Consider the following 17687-nt stretch of genomic DNA (forward strand, 5'->3'; position numbering starts at 1 on the left):
GCCTTGGTGAGCCGTTACCTCACCAACTAGCTAATGCGCCGCGGGTCCATCTGTAAGTGGTAGCCGAAGCCACCTTTTATGTCTGAACCATGCGGTTCAAACAACCATCCGGTATTAGCCCCGGTTTCCCGGAGTTATCCCAGTCTCACAGGCAGGTTACCCACGTGTTACTCACCCGTCCGCCGCTAACATCAGGGAGCAAGCTCCCATCTGCCCGCTCGACTTGCATGTATTAGGCACGCCGCCAGCGTTCGTCCTGAGCCAGGATCAAACTCTCCGATAAAGTGTTTGACTGACTACGCACATCGCTGTACGATTTATTTAAAACTTTGAATTAACAGGTACGTTTTGTCTTGTTTAGTTTTCAAAGATCATTTTGTCTTTCGTTCAAGCGACTTTATTATTATATCTTATCAACCTCTTGAAGTCAACAACTTTTTTTGAATTTCCTTTTTCGTCAGCGCCTTGTTTAGCGGCAACGAATAATAATATACCACCTCACAAATAATAGTGCAATAGTTTTTTAAAAGAAAATCAAAAAAGTTTTACGAGCGGCTTGTTTCTAAAAAAGCGCCGTACTGCGATAAGCAGAAACGGCGCCTTCCCTTTTATTAGCGTTGTCTCATTTGAGGGAATAATAAAACGTCTCTGATAGACGGAGCATTTGTTAACAGCATGACAAGGCGGTCGATACCGATACCCAATCCCCCGGTCGGCGGCATGCCGTATTCAAGAGCTTCAACGAAGTCTTCATCCATCATATGCGCTTCATCGTTTCCTTCTTCTCTTTCTTTTAATTGCGCTTCAAAGCGTTCCCTCTGGTCAATAGGGTCATTCAGCTCCGTAAACGCATTAGCGTGCTCACGGCCGACGATAAACAGCTCAAAACGGTCTGTAAAGCGAGGATCCTCCGGATTTTTCTTAGCAAGAGGAGAAATCTCTACAGGGTGGCCGTAAATAAATGTAGGCTGAATGAGTGTTTCTTCAATTTTTTGTTCGAAGAATTCATTGATGATATGACCCACCGTCATTGAGTTTGTGATCTCGATACCATGCTCTTTTGCATGACCGCGCGCTTCTTCAACAGTCATCTCATTCCAGAAATCTACGCCTGTCGCTTCTTTGACCGCATCTACCATGTGGAGTCGTTTCCACTCAGGTTTCAGATCAATCTGCTCTTCGCCGTACTGGATTGTGGTGCTTCCAAGCACTTCCTGCGCAATATGTGCTACGAGGTTTTCCGTAAGACTCATAATATCTTTATAATCGGCGTACGCTTCATACAGCTCGATCATCGTGAATTCAGGGTTATGGCGTGTAGAAACACCTTCGTTACGGAACACGCGGCCGATTTCGTAGACTTTTTCCAATCCGCCGACAATCAGGCGTTTCAGATGCAGTTCAATCGCAATACGCATATAAAGAGGCATGTCTAGCGCGTTATGGTGCGTGATGAACGGGCGTGCAGACGCTCCTCCCGGTATGCTGTGCATCGTAGGTGTTTCAACTTCTAAGTATCCATGGTCATCTAAGTATCTTCTCATCGCTTGGATGATTTTGCTGCGTGTGATAAACGTTTGTTTGCTGTCAGGGTTTACGATGAGATCGAGATAGCGCTGGCGGTAACGCTGTTCAACATCTTTTAACCCATGATATTTATCAGGAAGAGGACGCAGTGCTTTTGTCAGCAGTTCAAAAGATGTCGCTTTGACAGAAAGCTCGCCTACGTTTGTTTTGAAAACTTTCCCGGTGATGCCGATAACGTCTCCGAGGTCTGAAGATTTAAAGATTTCATATTGTTCTTCGCCGACACTGTCTTTTCTTACGTAAATTTGAATTTGACCTTCTAAGTCCTGCAGATGCGCAAAGCCGGCTTTCCCTTTTCCGCGCTTTGTCATCATACGGCCTGCAATGGTCACTTCGATCGCTTTTTCTTCCAGTTCTTCTTTAGAAAGCTCCTGGTAGGCTTCAATGATTTGTTGAGATTGATGCGTTCTCTCGAAACGTTCGCCGAAAGGGTCAATGCCGTTTTCTCTCAGCTGGTTCATTTTATCTCGTCTGACTTGCAGCTGGTCGTTCAATTCCTCATGATTTTGCTCTTCTTGACTCATTGGTATCACTCCGTTACATTTTGATTTCACGAAAAAGCAGAAAAACTGCCAGCGGTAAGCTGGCAGTGAGCAGCAATAGAGGGTGTATATTAACCTACTTTTGCATCTTGAAGCTCTTTTGCCTCTGCTTCGGCGGTAAATGCATCTAAAAGCTGCACAAATTCTTCACGCGTCTCACATTGGTTAATTTCATTGCGTACATTCGCATTGCCTCTGACACCTTTCAGATACCAGGCAGCGTGTTTTCTCATTTCTCTGACTGCCACATTTTCGCCTTTTAACTTAATCAGGCGGTCTAAGTGCAGTTTGCATACCGACATTTTTTCACGGACTTTCGGCTCGTCTTTTAACTCACCGGTTTCAAGGTACTGCACCGTACGGTAAATCATCCACGGGTTGCCGAGTGCGGCCCGGCCGATCATGACGCCGTCAACTCCTGTTTCCTCAAGCATGCGTTTCGCGTCCTGAGGCGTTTTGACATCACCGTTTCCGATGACGGGAATGGAGACGGATTGCTTCACTTCTTTAATGATATCCCAGTTCGCAGTGCCTTCATACATTTGCACTCTTGTGCGGCCGTGAAGGGCAACGGCTTTTCCGCCGGCACGTTCAACGGCTTGGGCGTTTTTCACCGCATAAATGTGATCTTCATCCCAACCCATTCTCATCTTCACTGTAACCGGCTTATCAACAGCATCTACTACTGCGGATACCATTTCATAAATCTTATCAGGATCGAGAAGCCATTTGGCGCCCGCATCACATTTTGTAATCTTTGGTACGGGACATCCCATGTTAATATCAATAATATCAGCAGTCGTGTTTTGATCTACAAACTTCGCCGCTTCCACAAGGGTTTCCTTTTTTCCTCCAAAAATCTGAAGGCTGAGCGGTTTTTCACGTTCATCAATGTAAAGCATCCCCATTGTTCTTGCGTTGTTGTAAAGGATCGCTTTGTCACTGACCATTTCAGCGCATACCAATCCGGCTCCGAATTCCTTTACAGTCAATCTGAACGCTGAGTTGCAGACACCGGCCATAGGGGCAAGCACAACCCGGTTTTTCAATTGAATATCACCGATTTTAAACATTTTTCCCCTCCTTTCATTTGTCTATTTTTCAGGCGGGGCCAATTCGTCCGCACTTATATTTAAAACATCTGCCGCATCTTGAATGATGGCATCTGACGGCAATCGGTTTCCCCGTTCAATTTCACCGACAATAGAAACTGATATACCTAATGCTTTTGCAAATCCTTCTTGAGTATAACCTTTCAGCTTTCTGAATGCACGAATTCGCCTACCCCAGATTTCTGCTTCCATACTCTTACACCTTCTTGGTTTGTTTCAGCGCTTATCGTGATATGATCCGCCTGCGGACATATTTCTTTTAACGGCGCAAGGACAAATAAGCGCTCATACATTCTCGGATGCGGAACAATCAGCCGCTCTGTTTCAATATTTTCACGATTATACAGCAAAATGTCAAGGTCTGCCGTCCGCGGTCCCCAGCGAATCTCTCTCGTTCTGCCTAATTCAGCTTCAATGCTCTGCGTTACATCTAGAAGTTCAAAAGGAGATAACGACGTTTTCACTTCAACCGCCATATTGAGAAACTGATCCTGATCCTCATAACCGACGGGATCTGTTTCATATATAGAGGATACCTTTGACACCGTCACGCCATCATGCCGGGTGAGCATGGCCACTGCCTGACGCAAATAATGTTCACGGTCGCCCATATTGGAGCCGAGGCCGATATATGCCGTATTGTTCATGATTTCTTTCTCGTCATTTCTATGGCTACTGATTTATAATGGCCGGGAATCGGCGGGTCAGGCTTAACAACCTTTACCGTACATTGCTGCACCGGCTCAAATTTCTCAAGGACGGTGTCTGCGATCCGTTCCGCAAGGGTCTCGACCAAATTAACGGGCTCGCCCTCAACGATGCCGCGGCAGACACTGTACAATTCCGCATAGTTAATGGTATAAGAAAGGTCATCCGTTTTTCCCGCTTTGCTCAAATCCAGTTCGGCAGTCAGGTCTACTTTGAAGCGCTGGCCGAGTTTGTTTTCTTCCTCGAACACGCCGTGATATCCGTAAAACTCCATACCTTCCACATATACTTTATCCATAATGCGCGCCTCCTTTGTTCAGCATAGCATCCATCATCTTAGTCATTCTTGCGATCTCTTTGACATCGTGCACCCTCACAATGTCGCAGCCTTTTTGGACGCCAAGGCATACTGTTGCTCCCGTTCCCTCGGCACGTTCTTCAGGGGGAAGGTCAAGCACACGGCCGATGAACCTTTTTCTCGATGTCGCCAGGAGCAGCGGATACCCTAACCCGCTGAACACCTCCAGCTTGTTCATGACAGCCAGATTGTCCTCATAGTTTTTCGCAAAGCCGATCCCCGGATCCAGAATCATGTTTTCATCTGTGACGCCGGCTTCTGCGGCAATTTTTACGCTTTCCATCAAGTCTGCAAGCATATCAGGAATAAGATCGTTATAGTTTCTTTCCATACGATTATGCATTAAGATAATCGGAACTCCGTGTGCGGCGGCTACTGACGCCATGTCAGGGTCACCTTTCGCCCCCCAGATGTCATTAAGGATAGAGGCTCCTGCTTTGACCGCTTCGTCTGCCACGGACGCTTTGTACGTATCGATTGAAAGAGGAATGTCCAGCTCGCTTGTAATCCGTTCTATGACGGGGATGACTCGTGACATTTCCTCATCAGCCGAAACGAGTGATGCGCCGGGCCTTGTCGATTCGCCGCCGATATCTATGATATGCGCCCCTTCTTCAGCCATCTTCGCCGCATGCAGAAGCGCCCTTTCCGTACTGTCGTATTTGCCGCCGTCAGAGAAGGAGTCTGGCGTTACATTTAATATCCCCATAACGAGCGTCTTCTCTTTATAGGACAGAGCGCCTTTTTTTGTATGAATCAGTTTAGGCTGTTCAATTGTTTGCTGCGCCATTTTGTTCCTCCTCCTGTACATTCATTTTGTTTATTTCCTGCTGATACTGCTTACGGAGCAATTGCACCGTTTTTCCGCTCATTCCGGGCAGCGGCACTTCCTCTATTTTAGAAAACGGGATGATTTCAAGCACGGAGTTTGTCAACCATGCTTCATCCGCTTCAAGCATTGATTGAAAACGGAATCGGCCTTCGGTGACTTTTGTCCCCTGCCGTTTCAATTCATCAATGACAAACTGTCTTGTTACACCGTCGAGAATTCCCGTATCCAAAGATGGCGTAAAGACCTTGTCTCCTTTTCGCCAAAACACGTTGGAGACAATGCCTTCCGCGACATCTCCTTCTCCGGTCAGGAAAATCCCTTCAAGATTGGGATCATTCCCGATCTCCCGTTTAGCGTACATGTTGTTTAAATAGTGATGGGATTTTAACCGGAAAGATCCTTCAGGCGTATTTCTCCGGACAGAGAGAAGCCTGCCTTCTTTTTGAATAGGCAGAGTTTCCGGATTGAGCCGGTTGACGAAACAAAGAACGGTCGGCTTTTCATAAGTCTGCGCGGCAAATCCCTTATCGCTGACGCCTGCCGAGATGTTAAGCCGGACACGCGCGCTGCCGTCCTTTATGTCACTGAGAAGCAACAGTCTCCGAAGCATATCAAGCAGCTCCTGTTTGTTCACCTCATATGCAATCTGCAGATCCCGAAGCGCCCTGTTGAGTCTGGCGACATGCGCATCCGGCAGAAACGGCCGGCCGCTGTAAAGCCTGAACGTTTCGAACGCGCCGATCCCGTACAGATAACCATGGTCAAAAGGAGAAAGCGCCGCTTCTTTCTCCTCTATATATTGACCATTCAAATATATAATCACACCGACACTTCCTTTTTGCGGTGTGTCTCTATAAAGTTTCTGAGCATCTCTTTGCCGAAGGAGGTCATGATGGATTCCGGATGGAACTGAACACCTTCAACAGGCAGCTCATTATGGCGGATTGCCATAATTTCTCCTTCTTTGGTTTGAGCGGATACCGTAAAACAATCCGGCAGCGTGTCCGCTTTGACAATAAGTGAATGGTACCGGGTGGCGACCAGCGGATTTTGCAGGCCGTTAAAAATCGTCTGTCCGTCATGCATAACTTCTGACGTTTTGCCGTGCATGAGCCGCTCTGCTCTGACGACATCGCCGCCGAATACTTGCGCAATCGACTGATGCCCGAGACATACGCCGAAAATAGGAATACTGCCGGCAAAATGTTTGATGGCTTCGAGGCTGATCCCCGCTTCATCAGGACTGCACGGCCCGGGAGAAATCATTAAGAAGTCCGGACCCAGCTCTTCAATCTGCTCAATCGTAATCTCGTCATTCCGTCTGACGATCAGTTCCTCCCCGAGCTCACCCAAATATTGAACCAAGTTGTACGTAAATGAATCATAATTGTCAATCATTAAAATCATCTCTGCTCACCTCGTCTGATTTTTTGTCTCTTCTTCGCTCAGCTCTAACGCCTTTTTCATCGCAAAAGCTTTTTTGAACGATTCCTTGTATTCATGCTTCGGAACCGAATCAATAACCACTCCTGCTCCGGACTGCATAAAAGCATGTCCGCCGGCTGCATAGATCGTCCGGATCACAATGTTAAACTGCAAATCTCCGTTGAATCCGAACCAGCCTATAGATCCAGTATAAAGCCCCCGTCTTGTCGGCTCAAGCTCTTCTATAATTTCCATCGTTCTCACTTTGGGCGCTCCCGTGATGGTGCCCCCCGGGAACACCGCATGAATAATGTCTGTCGCGTCATATCCGTCCTGCAGCTCTCCCTGTACGTTTGACACGATATGCATGACGTGGGAATATTTTTCGATCGCCATAAACTCGTTAACCCGCACGGAGCCGTAGCGCGATACGCGCCCGAGGTCATTACGCTCAAGATCAACAAGCATGACGTGTTCCGCACGTTCTTTTTCGTTGTGAATTAATTCATCAGCCAAAGCCTTGTCTTCAGCATCGTCTTTTCCTCTTGAACGCGTACCCGCGATCGGTCTCGTTTCAAGCTTCTTCCCCTTCTTTGTCACCAATAGCTCCGGCGACCCGCATATCACTTGAAACCCCGGTGTCTCGAGATAGGCCATGTAAGGAGACGGATTGACGTTTCTCAAGTGTTTATACACCTCATACGGATGAACGGATAAAGACTGAGACTGCCTGATGGACAAATTAACCTGGAACACATCGCCGCTCGCGATATATTGTTTAATTTGTTCTACAGCCTGTGAAAATCCTTCCTCAGTGAACGGAGCGGCGTACGATCCGTCCCCATTCCGATTCAGCGGTGAAAAAGGCTCGTCCGCCGTTTGGAGGGAACACCACATGTCCTCTAAGCCGGACAGCTTTTCTTTTGCAAGATCCGCTTCTTCCGCTTCAGTATGGGTAATGAGCCATAACGCCTCTTCCTCATGGTCATAAACGGCCACATCATCAAAAACAAGAAAGTAAATATCGGGTGTTTCCAGATCATCTAACGACAGCATCTTAAAATTCTCAATATATCGGGCATAGTCGTAACTGATAAAACCAATCGCACCGCCCTGAAAGTCCGGAAACTCAACGTTTGTTTCCGTTCCGAGCGTTCCAAACCATTCATGAAAGGCCCGCAGCGGGTCACCTTCTTTAAACAGTGTTTCTCCCTCATGCTTGATCGTTGTAATTCCGTCTTTCCCTCTGACGGACGCAATCGGATCTAGACCGGCTATACTGAATCTTCCCCCTCTCGCGCTTTCGAGCAGAACATGCCGTTTTCTCGATTTCGAAAGGTTTTCATATCGCTGTAAAAATGCTTGTTTCGTAAAAGGTATTTTTCTTCCTGCCGGTCTGCGTTGTGCCATCATATCAATCCTCTGCTTCGTTTTACTGTAGTTTTATTTTAAAGCAATCACACTGGTGAAAAAAGTGAATTTCACTTCCAACCATAAAATTCGAAACGTTTTTTGGATTTTCGATACTTCAGGCACAAAAAAACTCCCGGATATAGCCGGGAGCCGTGTGTATGTCTCTATTCAAACTGATAAAGCGGTGTGCTTAAGTAACGTTCTCCGTTACTAGGGATGATCGCAAGCACTTTCTTGCCTTTCCCGAGTTTTTTCGCGATTTCCAGTGCCGCGTAAATGGCCGCTCCGGAAGAAATACCGCCGAGAATCCCTTCTTCTTTTGCCGTTTTACGGGCATATTCAAATGCATCCTCGTTTTTGACGGGAATGATTTGATCATAGATGTCCGTATTCAATGTTTCAGGGACAAATCCCGCTCCGATACCCTGAATTTTATGCGGACCCGGTTTTCCGCCGGAAAGAACTGGAGAATCCGCCGGCTCTACCGCATAGATTTTGATGGATGGATATGCTTCTTTCAGCACTTCGCCCGCTCCCGTGATGGTTCCGCCGGTACCGATTCCGGCCACGAACGCATCAAGCTGGTCGTCACCAAACTGTTCTACGATTTCTTTCCCCGTCGTTTGGCGGTGAATTTCCGGGTTTGCCGCATTGTTGAATTGCTGAGGCACAAAGTATCCGTGTTCCTCCGCAAGTTCTTCCGCCTTTTTAATGGCGCCCTTCATTCCTTCTGCGCCGGGAGTCAGCACAAGCTCCGCTCCGTATGCGCGCAGCAGATTGCGTCGTTCCATACTCATTGTATCAGGCATAACAAGAATGGCTCTGAGACCTTTAGCCGCTGCCACCATCGCAAGACCGATCCCTGTATTTCCGCTTGTCGGTTCAATGATTGTGTCGCCGGCTTTTAATTTTCCTTCTTTTTCAGCCGCTTCAATCATCGCCGCTCCGATACGGTCTTTTACGCTGCTGCCCGGATTCATGTATTCAAGCTTCAGATATACATCTGCACTGTTTTCATCCGTCAGGCGATTCAATTTCACAATAGGAGTATTTCCGATTAGTTCAGTAATAGAATTTGCAATACGCACCATGTTGGCCACCTCAATTTCCGACTAAATTTATTGGTATTATAAATATAAGTTATCAATTTCAAAATTTTTTGTCAATCATTTAGTTCTTTTTTCCCCGTAGAACCAAGAGACCCCCGCCTCTTTCCACAGCGTTTTGACTGTCGCCTTGTCACCTAATTGATCCATCGCGATCTGGCGTCTGATTTGACTCTTCACTTCATTGTATGAGAAAGTTCTCGCTTTAAGCTTTTCTTTCAGCTGAATGACGGCATATCCTGAAGAAACTTTAATCGGTTCAGCGGACCATTCATCTTCTTTGAGATTTTTAGCTTCTGTGATATATGCCTGCGGGATATTTTCCTGGTTTTCTGTCACAAAGCCGAGGTCTCCGCCGTACTGAGACGTGTATCTGTCCGTGGAACGCTCAGCGGCGACGGCTTCAAAGCTGGAACCGCCTTTCAAATCAGCAAGCACCCTGTCCGCCTCTTCCTTGTTTTTGACGACAATGTGCCTGATTCTGTAGGAATCATCGAAATGGTACAGTTCTTTATTTTTATTATAAAATGATTGCATTTCCTTATCCGATATATCGATGTCCTTCGTCAGCAGTTCTTCAAGAAGAATGTTGTAGCGGATCTGGTCTCTCCATTCTTTTTCGGTAATATGGCTGTCTTCATAAAATGAATTATTCACCGCTTTGATTAAAAGAAATTCCCGCTCCAATTCGCTGTTTGAAACTGTGAGTTTATTCTTTTTCGCAAGTTCTTCCACTACTTGTGCATTAATCATGTCTTCCAGAGTTGATTTTCCGTACTCGTCCTCCATCTTTTTCATCCAGTCCTGCCGTGTGATATGTTTATCACCGATTGTCGCGATGGATTCTTCAGATGACCCTGTGGCTTGGGATTTTGTTAACTTATACGCCACTGTCACACTGCATACCAACAGCGCCGCTACAATAATCGTCAAAAGTGTTCTCGATTTCAAAATCTACCCCATCCCTTTTATAAAATAGAACAACCCGCTAAAGAGCTAGCGGGTTGTTTCGTCACGAAGCTCTTCCAGTTCTTCTTTTGTAAATAAATATTTCTCATTACAAAAATGGCAAACCGCTTCGGCTTTTCCGTCTTCTTCTATCATATCTTGTATTTCTTTTTTGCCTAGTCCTAAAATGGCCGTTTCGAATCGATCTTTTGAACAAGAACAGTGAAATTTGACCGGCATTGTTTCGAGAACGTCCGGTTTTTGACCCAGAACTTCTTCTAAGATTTCTTCCGGTGTCAGGCCTTTTTGAATCAATTTTGAAATCGGTTCGATTTGAGATAATTGCTTTTCAATTGTTGAAATGGTTTCTTCATCAGTCCCCGGAAGAAGCTGAATGATGAATCCGCCCGCAGCGAGAATCGTGTTATCAGGATTCACTAGAACACCTACGCCGACAGATGAAGGAACTTGTTCAGAAGAAACAAGGTAATACGTGAAGTCATCACCGAGTTCACCCGAGACAATCTCTACTTGTCCCGTAAAATAATCACGCAAGCCCAAATCTTTTACGACACTGAGTGTTCCGTCAGTTCCGACCGCCCGTCTGACATCCAGTTTCCCTTGTTCATTGAGGTCAAAATGAACATGCGGGTTTGATACGTATGCTCTTACCTCACCCTTTGCGTTCGCATCTGCGACAATGGCTCCGATCGGGCCGCCGCCTTCTATTTTGACTGTCAGCTTATCTTCACCCTTAAGCATCGCTCCGAGCATCAGAGACGCTGTCATCGTCCGGCCGATTGCGGCTGATGCCGTCGGCCACGTGTCATGCCTTCTTTGCGCTTCATTTACCATATCTGTCGTTCTGGCTGCATAAGCCCGCACTTTACCATCATATGCAATTGCTTTAATTAAATAATCCATCGTTTACCTCCTATACGTGACCCACACGATTTCGCTCATAAATGATTTCCAGCCCTTTTAAAGTAAGAAACGGGTCAACAATATCAATACAGTCTGATTCATTTGCGATTAATGACGCAAGCCCGCCTGTCGCAATGACTTTCGGTTCTTGTTTGGCCTGCCATTTCATCCGCTTTACAATGCCTTCAACTTGTCCGACATAGCCGAAAAGGATGCCGGACTGCATGGCGCTTACCGTGTTTTTGCCGATGATATTGTCCGGTCGGGCGATTTCAATTCTCGGAAGCTTGGCCGCGCGTGAGTACAGCGCTTCCGTTGAAATTGTAATGCCGGGAGCAATTGCGCCGCCCATATATTGTTTGTTTTCATCAATGTAGCAATACGTCGTCGCCGTTCCGAAATCAACAACAATTAAGGGGCCGCCATACTGATGAATCGCCGCAACGGCATTGACGATTCTGTCAGCTCCCACTTCTTTCGGATTGTCATATTTTATATTTAAACCTGTTTTCATTCCCGGGCCGACAACCTGCGGCTCGATGTGAAAGTATTTTGTGCACATTCTTTCTAAAGAGAACATAATCGGCGGCACTACGGATGAGATGATAATCCCTTCAATCTGTTCAAACATCAGTCCGGAATGTTCAAATAAGGAGCGGAGCAGCATGCCGAATTCGTCTTCTGTTTTGTGCCTGCTCGTTTCTATGCGCCAATGATATTCTAGTTCCCCATCATGATATACACCAATCACGGTGTTGGTGTTCCCCACATCTATAACCAGTAACAACCTCTATCACCACTTTTGAATAGTTTCTAATCATAACATTTTCAACATTCTACAATACCATACACGATCTGCGGCTCTTTTGTAAACAAAACGAAACCAGTAAAAAAACCGCCGGTATACGCCGGCGGTTTTCATATCAGAAAGCGAACTATTCTTTCGGCTCGTCTTTCTTTTCGTCTTCTGTTTTAGACAGGATGTTTACTTTCACATCGTCTTTTTGAAGATGGTCATCTGAGAAATTGCGCTCAGGGAGTTTTCCGTGATCCACGAGATGCTTGATTTGTTCCGCATCTAATGTTTCCACATCAAGCAATGTCTGAGCAATCAATTCAAGCTTATCACGATTTTCAGTCAGGATGGTTTTCGCACGCTCATAACATTCTTTAATGATGCGCTGAATTTCCTGATCGATTTCGTAAGCGATCTGATCACTGTAGTTTTGCTCGTTGTTGAAATCCCGGCCCAGGAATACTTGACCGCCTTGAGATTGACCGAACTGAAGCGGTCCGAGTTTTTCTGACATACCGAACTCTGTCACCATTCTTCTGGCAATGTTCGTTGCCCGCTGGAAGTCATTGTGAGCCCCCGTGCTGACTTCGCCGAAGATAATTTCCTCGGCAACACGTCCGCCCAGAAGACCGACAATTTTATCGAGAAGTTCAGGTTTTGTCTGGAAGTAACGGTCTTCTCTCGGAAGCATGACCGCGTATCCGCCCGCCTGCCCCCTCGGAACGATCGTTACTTTATGAACCATATCGGCTTCATCCAGCACAAGTCCGATAACGGTGTGACCGCCCTCGTGGTACGCCACGATATTGCGTTCTTTTTTCGAGATGACGCGGCTCTTCTTCGCAGGACCCGCAATGACACGGTCCGTTGCTTCATCAATGTCGCGCATATCAATTTTCTTCTTGTTTTGACGGGCAGCAACGAGTGCCGCTTCGTTAAGAAGGTTTTCTAAATCTGCGCCTGAGAAACCGGGTGTTCTTGAAGCGATTGCTTTTAAGTTCACCGTCTCATCAAGCGGTTTGTTTCTCGCATGCACCTGCAATACGGCTTCACGGCCGATGACATCCGGACGGTCTACCGTAATCTGACGGTCAAAACGTCCCGGACGGAGCAATGCAGGGTCAAGAATGTCCGCACGGTTTGTCGCAGCGATAATAATGATTCCTTCATTTGCACTGAAACCGTCCATCTCAACAAGCAGCTGGTTCAGCGTCTGTTCGCGTTCATCATGCCCGCCGCCAAGACCGGCGCCGCGCTGACGTCCTACCGCGTCGATCTCATCAATAAAGATCAGGCAAGGCGCATTCTTTTTCGCATTTTCGAATAAATCACGCACACGGGAAGCACCGACACCGACAAACATTTCAACGAAGTCAGATCCGCTGATGCTGAAGAAAGGAACGCCCGCTTCACCGGCTGAGGCTCTCGCAAGCAATGTCTTACCGGTTCCCGGAGGTCCGACCAGCAGCACGCCTTTAGGAATTCTGGCGCCAAGCTCGGCGAATTTGCGGGGATCTTTCAGAAACTCAACAACCTCAACGAGCTCCTGCTTCTCCTCATCCGCGCCGGCTACATCTTTAAACTTCACGCGTTTCTTTTCTTCCGTATACAGCTTCGCTTTGCTCTTCCCGAAGTTCATGACACGGCTTCCGCCGCCCTGAGCCTGATTGAGCAGGAAGAAAAACAGAATAAAGATGATGACAAACGGAATGATCGTCGTTAAGAACGTCACCCACCCGCTTGTTTCCTGTGCGGGATCAACTTTTACGTCCGTCTTTTTAATTGCGTCAAATATCTGGTCTGCTCCTTTTCCTTCAGGAACATGTGTTAAAAAGTACTGGTCTTTGTCGTATTTTTTCAGCTGTCCTTTTACCTCATAAACACCTCTGACAGGCTGAACCGATACGCTATCAACTTTCCCTTCATCGAGGTTCTTGATAAACGTACTGTACGACATATTTTCTGTTTTCGGGTTTGAGGTCTGGAAGTAACTCACAACCCCGATTACTACTAATAAAATAAGTAAATAAAAAATGGTATTACGGAAGACCCGATTCATTCCTTACCTCCTCCCACAGTAAGCACAACTATGTTCAATAGTACCATAGAAAATCATTCCAATACAACCGATAACCATCTCGGAAGCAGGCAGCCGATCAGCTTTCATAAATCGCCGGTTTTAATACTCCGATGTAAGGCAGATTGCGATAGCGCTCGGCATAATCAAGTCCGTAACCCACAACAAACGCGTCAGGAACTTCAAAGCCTACGAAGTCTGCTTTAATGTCCGCTTTTCTTCCGCTTGGTTTATCCAACAGGGTAACAATCTTAATTGATTTCGCTTTACGATATCGGAAGAGTTCTACGAGATAGCTCAAGGTTAACCCACTGTCGATAATATCTTCAATGATTAAGATGTCCCGGCCTTCTACAGATGTATCCAAATCTTTGATGATTTTGACTTCTCCGGAAGAAACCGTGGAATTTCCGTAGCTTGATACATCCATGAAGTCCATTTCCAAATATGTATCAATATGCTTTATAAGATCAGCCATAAAAGGGAGCGCTCCCTTTAACACACCGATTGCCAACGGAAACGTGTCGCTGTACTCGCTTGTTAATTGTTCTCCAAGCTGTTTTACTTTCTGCTGGATCTCATCTTCTGAGATCAGCACTTTTTCGATATCCTGTTTCATGTTAATGCTTGCCCCCTACACTTTTCATGCTGTCTATATTGTAATACAATGCGGTCACTGTTTGAAATCACAAGATCGTCAAAGATGGATTTTTTCAAGCCAGGCAGCCAGATAATTTCACCGCTCGCATCCGTTACAATCGGCCATTCGTCCCGATCCCGCAGAGGCAGTTTATGATCAATAAATATATCTTTTACCTTTTTCGAGCCATTCATCCCTTTAAGTTTAATCCGGTCGCCGATTTTTCTCGTCCGGATTGTTAAAGGAAATTGCACCTTATTTCTGCTTGTCATAAAAACAGCATTCCCATTTTTGATATGAGGGTCAGCCTGATCGGCCACCTCTATCATAAAGCCGTTGGGGAGAACAGCAGTCTCGCCTTCCGCTCCTTGCAGCTGCAGCTCAAAGGGAACCTTTTCACATTGCCATTGTTCAAATGTAAACAAACATGTCTGATATGATTTGACCACCTTCAGCCCTTTCGGAAAATCAAGCACTCCCGAGGCGCTTCCATTTTCCGCCCATTCAAGAAACTGCTGTATGTGTCGGGCGGAAAACGACGATGGAACGTTTTCATAAAGATAGTTTAATATTAGTTGAACTCCTCTTCTTTGTAAAGATATCGGAAGGGCAAGCAATTGAGAGGAATCGACTTCAACCGATGTGTCAGACTTGCTTGTAATAACCTTATTCATTCGTTCTTTCGTTAATGACTGCAAGTATTGTTCGTCTTCTGTCAGTGCTTCACTCACCTTTTGAAACATTTTATGAACGTCAGGTGATTCTTGTTTTAAAAAAGGAAGCACGGTCTTTCTGAATCTGTTTCTTGTATAATCGTCTTTTGCATTGCTCTCATCCGTTCTGTAGCTGAGCCCTTCTTGACGGCAGTATTCTAGGATTTCATCCTTTGCCGCATAGAGGAAAGGCCTGATCAGCCAGCCGGATGCAAATTCGCGGACGGGCTGCATTCCCGCGAGCCCTGCCCCGAGCGTACCTTTCGCAAGCCTCATGAGCATTGTCTCAACCTGGTCATCGCCGTGATGAGCCAGCGCCAAAAACTTCGCTTGGTGTTTTGCCATCAGATCTTCGAAAAACTGATATCTGCAATCACGCGCGGCAGCCTGCTTGTTCAGCTTATTCTTCTTTGCGTATGCAGAAACATCAATCTGTACCGTTTCGCAGAGGATGTGTTCCGCTTCGCAATATGACTGCACAAACTTCATATCTTCTTCAGATTCAGGACCCCTGAACTGATGGTCGACATGCGCCGCTATGATAACGGAAGAATGCCCGAAGTGCTTATTCAGCATACTGAGAAGCGCCATTGAATCAGGGCCTCCGGAGACCCCGGCAATAATCGTTTCTCCCTCCGCCTGAAGATGATATGTTTTGAAAAAATCTTCCACGCTTTTCACAATGTCCCCCTCACAATGAGCAGGTTTTTTAAAGATATACATATCCTATCACTTTCATTCCCTCCAAGCAAAGAAGAAGCATGAGCGCAGGCGTCCGGCCGGCATTAGATGAGAAAAAAGACGATGTAAGCGAAATAAAGGGCGAGAACGCTGATTAAAATAAGTGTTGTTTCAAACAAACCATTGTGCTTTGCGGGTTTTTGTTTAGGTTTATACCGCGTTTGAGATACAGTGCCCTGCCGCGGTTTTGATTGCGGCGGCTTAGGCTTGGCGGCGGCTTTCCTTTTACTCCCGGCGCTCTGCCCCGCCGTCAGGATGTCATGCTTCATGGCTTCCGCAGACGGATATTGGCCGTTTAAAGCAGAAAACAGAACCTTCTTATACTTATTCAGAAACGGGTGGCCTTCAATGATAGAACGAAGCTGTTCTTTCGGCTGTCCTGACTTTTTGCACTCTTTCTTCTGGACACAGTGGATCATGATCATTGCGACAGCAAACAGGTCGTAGGATGGTTCTGCTTTTCTTGTTCCATACCCCCAATAGCCCCTGTCGTAAAACTCCGTATACTCTTTAATCGCCCGGCCTTGTTTTGTCGTTCCCCCTACATCAATGCAGCGAATGGCAGCCGGAGGTCCGGTTACAATGAGATTGTCCGGTTTGAGGTCGCCAAAAACCCACCCTTGCTGATGAAGGACTGACAGGCTGGAAAGAAGCTGCACCATCAGCACCGGAATCCACTCCGCTCCCTTACTGCTGATATATTGCGGAAGAAGCGGCCCTTCTATGTACTCCATCACGTAAAAAGAGACATTTTTATTCAGCTGCGGAATAAACGCATCGTCCGCATCAAAAAAAGAAGGCCCCATCGTTTGCGACCGGGCCTTTGAAAAGGATTTTAAGACATTCACTTCAGAGGTAACAGACATGCTGTCGCTGCTTATTTTCAAAGCAACCTGTCCGCCTGATGCTTCTGCCAGATATACAATACCGTTAGCCCCTTTTCCAAGCTGTTTGAGCAATCTGTAGGATTTGCCGTTCCATTTGCCCTGAATTGCCGTCCCCGGTGCCAAACTACATGCCAAACTCGTTAAAGCGTCGTTCATCATCTGCCAACATGCTCCTTCTTGAGCGGATTCTCTCAAACTGCTGCGTCGCTTCCCTGATAGCGGGGCCCGTAGGGGTGATACCGCCGGTCGACAGCTTCGCAAAGAGCGCGGAAAGGGATTCAAGCTTCGGCGTCCAATTCAGCACAAGCTCAACTTCCTGGCTTTTCCCGGGAAATATACACATGGCAAATTCATTTTGTCCGGCCCGGGAATTTAAACTGATGGAAAGATCAATCAGCGCTTCTTTCACCGTCGGCAGTTTCGGCGCCATACTCGCACTCGTATCAACCAGCACAAGCACCTGCAGATGAACTGTTTCTCCGAGTTCATCAACCACTTCCATCACTTCGCCGCGTTTTTCCGGAGAAAGCTCTTCCATTTCAACGTTTTCCCCTAAGATTTGTTTAAGCTCATGATTGACGACACCTTGCAGCGTCTGGGTCATTGCTTTTTTCGTCACCATTTGAACCGTCTGAGACAATTGTGACGCATATACAACTTGATGGACGCCGCCACCGGCCATGGCGATGCCTTCAACTTCCTTCATTGCCTCTTGGTCAATCGCGTTTTCTTCCATAATCCCTATAACATTCACCGTAATCCCCTGCTCCTTGGCGAAAGCCGCCATTGCAATCGGGTCTTCACCATGATTGGAGCAGCCATCTGTAATCAGCAGAACTTGATTTAAATGTCCCTTATTCACATACATTCCTCCCGGT

Annotated in this window: 18 protein-coding genes and 1 rRNA gene; all 19 read right to left on the reverse strand. The window is 46.5% G+C overall.

From position 1 onward, the window contains the following. Window positions 1-283, reverse strand: a 16S ribosomal RNA gene (locus ACWJJX_RS18425); the annotation flags it as partial. Window positions 284-611: 328 nt separating this feature from the next. Next, window positions 612-2111, reverse strand: a complete 1500-nt coding sequence (gene lysS, locus ACWJJX_RS18430) for a lysine--tRNA ligase (RefSeq protein WP_014304211.1) — start codon at window positions 2109-2111, stop codon at window positions 612-614. A gap of 89 nt (window positions 2112-2200) precedes the next feature. After that, window positions 2201-3202, reverse strand: a complete 1002-nt coding sequence (gene dusB / locus ACWJJX_RS18435) for a tRNA dihydrouridine synthase DusB (protein WP_014304210.1) — start codon at window positions 3200-3202, stop codon at window positions 2201-2203. A gap of 21 nt (window positions 3203-3223) precedes the next feature. After that, a complete protein-coding gene (locus tag ACWJJX_RS18440; RefSeq protein WP_003150668.1) occupies window positions 3224-3433 on the reverse strand; it encodes a helix-turn-helix domain-containing protein in 210 nt (69 codons plus the stop codon). After that, window positions 3385-3888, reverse strand: coding sequence for a 2-amino-4-hydroxy-6-hydroxymethyldihydropteridine diphosphokinase (gene folK, locus ACWJJX_RS18445; RefSeq protein WP_317461817.1), 504 nt, complete (start codon window positions 3886-3888; stop codon window positions 3385-3387). The genes ACWJJX_RS18440 and folK overlap by 49 nt, the downstream gene beginning before the upstream one ends. Further along, window positions 3885-4247, reverse strand: coding sequence for a dihydroneopterin aldolase (folB, locus tag ACWJJX_RS18450; protein WP_003150671.1), 363 nt, complete (start codon window positions 4245-4247; stop codon window positions 3885-3887). Before folB ends, folK begins: the two co-directional genes overlap by 4 nt. Continuing rightward, on the reverse strand, window positions 4240-5097 hold the full coding sequence (gene folP / locus ACWJJX_RS18455; protein WP_003150672.1) for a dihydropteroate synthase: 858 nt from the start codon (window positions 5095-5097) through the stop codon (window positions 4240-4242). Before folP ends, folB begins: the two co-directional genes overlap by 8 nt. Beyond that, window positions 5078-5962: an aminodeoxychorismate lyase gene (pabC, locus tag ACWJJX_RS18460; RefSeq protein WP_454023183.1), complete on the reverse strand. Its 885-nt coding sequence runs from the start codon at window positions 5960-5962 to the stop codon at window positions 5078-5080. The genes folP and pabC overlap by 20 nt, the downstream gene beginning before the upstream one ends. Next, window positions 5959-6546 (reverse strand): aminodeoxychorismate/anthranilate synthase component II, encoded by a 588-nt coding sequence (pabA, locus tag ACWJJX_RS18465; protein WP_003150674.1) that lies wholly within the window; start codon window positions 6544-6546, stop codon window positions 5959-5961. Before pabA ends, pabC begins: the two co-directional genes overlap by 4 nt. A 6-nt stretch (window positions 6547-6552) precedes the next feature. Next, the gene (gene pabB, locus ACWJJX_RS18470; RefSeq protein WP_032872212.1) at window positions 6553-7974 is read right to left on the reverse strand and encodes an aminodeoxychorismate synthase, component I; all 1422 of its coding nucleotides are present in this window, start codon (window positions 7972-7974) and stop codon (window positions 6553-6555) included. A gap of 167 nt (window positions 7975-8141) precedes the next feature. Next, the gene (gene cysK / locus ACWJJX_RS18475; RefSeq protein WP_004264603.1) at window positions 8142-9068 is read right to left on the reverse strand and encodes a cysteine synthase A; all 927 of its coding nucleotides are present in this window, start codon (window positions 9066-9068) and stop codon (window positions 8142-8144) included. A gap of 75 nt (window positions 9069-9143) precedes the next feature. Further along, entirely contained in the window at window positions 9144-10034 is an 891-nt protein-coding gene (locus tag ACWJJX_RS18480; RefSeq protein WP_454023184.1) for a peptidyl-prolyl cis-trans isomerase, read from the reverse strand. A 45-nt stretch (window positions 10035-10079) separates the two neighbouring features. After that, entirely contained in the window at window positions 10080-10955 is an 876-nt protein-coding gene (gene hslO, locus ACWJJX_RS18485; protein ID WP_004264606.1) for an Hsp33 family molecular chaperone HslO, read from the reverse strand. A gap of 10 nt (window positions 10956-10965) precedes the next feature. Continuing rightward, complete coding sequence (locus tag ACWJJX_RS18490) at window positions 10966-11742, reverse strand: type III pantothenate kinase (RefSeq protein ID WP_025650393.1); 777 nt, start codon at window positions 11740-11742, stop codon at window positions 10966-10968. Between the two features lie 148 nt (window positions 11743-11890). Then, window positions 11891-13810: an ATP-dependent zinc metalloprotease FtsH gene (gene ftsH / locus ACWJJX_RS18495; protein WP_004264608.1), complete on the reverse strand. Its 1920-nt coding sequence runs from the start codon at window positions 13808-13810 to the stop codon at window positions 11891-11893. A gap of 97 nt (window positions 13811-13907) precedes the next feature. Continuing rightward, entirely contained in the window at window positions 13908-14447 is a 540-nt protein-coding gene (gene hpt / locus ACWJJX_RS18500; protein WP_004264611.1) for a hypoxanthine phosphoribosyltransferase, read from the reverse strand. Further along, window positions 14444-15862 (reverse strand): tRNA lysidine(34) synthetase TilS, encoded by a 1419-nt coding sequence (gene tilS / locus ACWJJX_RS18505; protein ID WP_454023185.1) that lies wholly within the window; start codon window positions 15860-15862, stop codon window positions 14444-14446. The genes hpt and tilS overlap by 4 nt, the downstream gene beginning before the upstream one ends. A gap of 104 nt (window positions 15863-15966) precedes the next feature. Next, window positions 15967-16968, reverse strand: a complete 1002-nt coding sequence (locus tag ACWJJX_RS18510; RefSeq protein WP_007615197.1) for a protein kinase domain-containing protein — start codon at window positions 16966-16968, stop codon at window positions 15967-15969. Further along, window positions 16934-17671, reverse strand: a complete 738-nt coding sequence (locus tag ACWJJX_RS18515) for a hypothetical protein (protein ID WP_454023186.1) — start codon at window positions 17669-17671, stop codon at window positions 16934-16936. Before ACWJJX_RS18515 ends, ACWJJX_RS18510 begins: the two co-directional genes overlap by 35 nt. Between the last annotated feature and the right edge of the window lie 16 nt (window positions 17672-17687).

This window comes from Bacillus sp. YH3-2-B2 (assembly GCF_053663335.1).

Coding starts and splice junctions, on each gene's coding strand:
- hpt (WP_004264611.1), bottom strand. CDS start 14,447: ATGAAACAGGATATCGAAAAAGTGCTGATCTCAGAAGATGAGATCCAG.
- ACWJJX_RS18510 (WP_007615197.1), bottom strand. CDS start 16,968: ATGATGAACGACGCTTTAACGAGTTTGGCATGTAGTTTGGCACCGGGG.
- folK (WP_317461817.1), bottom strand. CDS start 3,888: ATGAACAATACGGCATATATCGGCCTCGGCTCCAATATGGGCGACCGT.
- ACWJJX_RS18440 (WP_003150668.1), bottom strand. CDS start 3,433: ATGGAAGCAGAAATCTGGGGTAGGCGAATTCGTGCATTCAGAAAGCTG.
- folP (WP_003150672.1), bottom strand. CDS start 5,097: ATGGCGCAGCAAACAATTGAACAGCCTAAACTGATTCATACAAAAAAA.
- lysS (WP_014304211.1), bottom strand. CDS start 2,111: ATGAGTCAAGAAGAGCAAAATCATGAGGAATTGAACGACCAGCTGCAA.
- hslO (WP_004264606.1), bottom strand. CDS start 10,955: ATGGATTATTTAATTAAAGCAATTGCATATGATGGTAAAGTGCGGGCT.
- pabB (WP_032872212.1), bottom strand. CDS start 7,974: ATGGCACAACGCAGACCGGCAGGAAGAAAAATACCTTTTACGAAACAA.
- folB (WP_003150671.1), bottom strand. CDS start 4,247: ATGGATAAAGTATATGTGGAAGGTATGGAGTTTTACGGATATCACGGC.
- cysK (WP_004264603.1), bottom strand. CDS start 9,068: ATGGTGCGTATTGCAAATTCTATTACTGAACTAATCGGAAATACTCCT.
- dusB (WP_014304210.1), bottom strand. CDS start 3,202: ATGTTTAAAATCGGTGATATTCAATTGAAAAACCGGGTTGTGCTTGCC.
- pabA (WP_003150674.1), bottom strand. CDS start 6,546: ATGATTTTAATGATTGACAATTATGATTCATTTACGTACAACTTGGTT.
- ftsH (WP_004264608.1), bottom strand. CDS start 13,810: ATGAATCGGGTCTTCCGTAATACCATTTTTTATTTACTTATTTTATTA.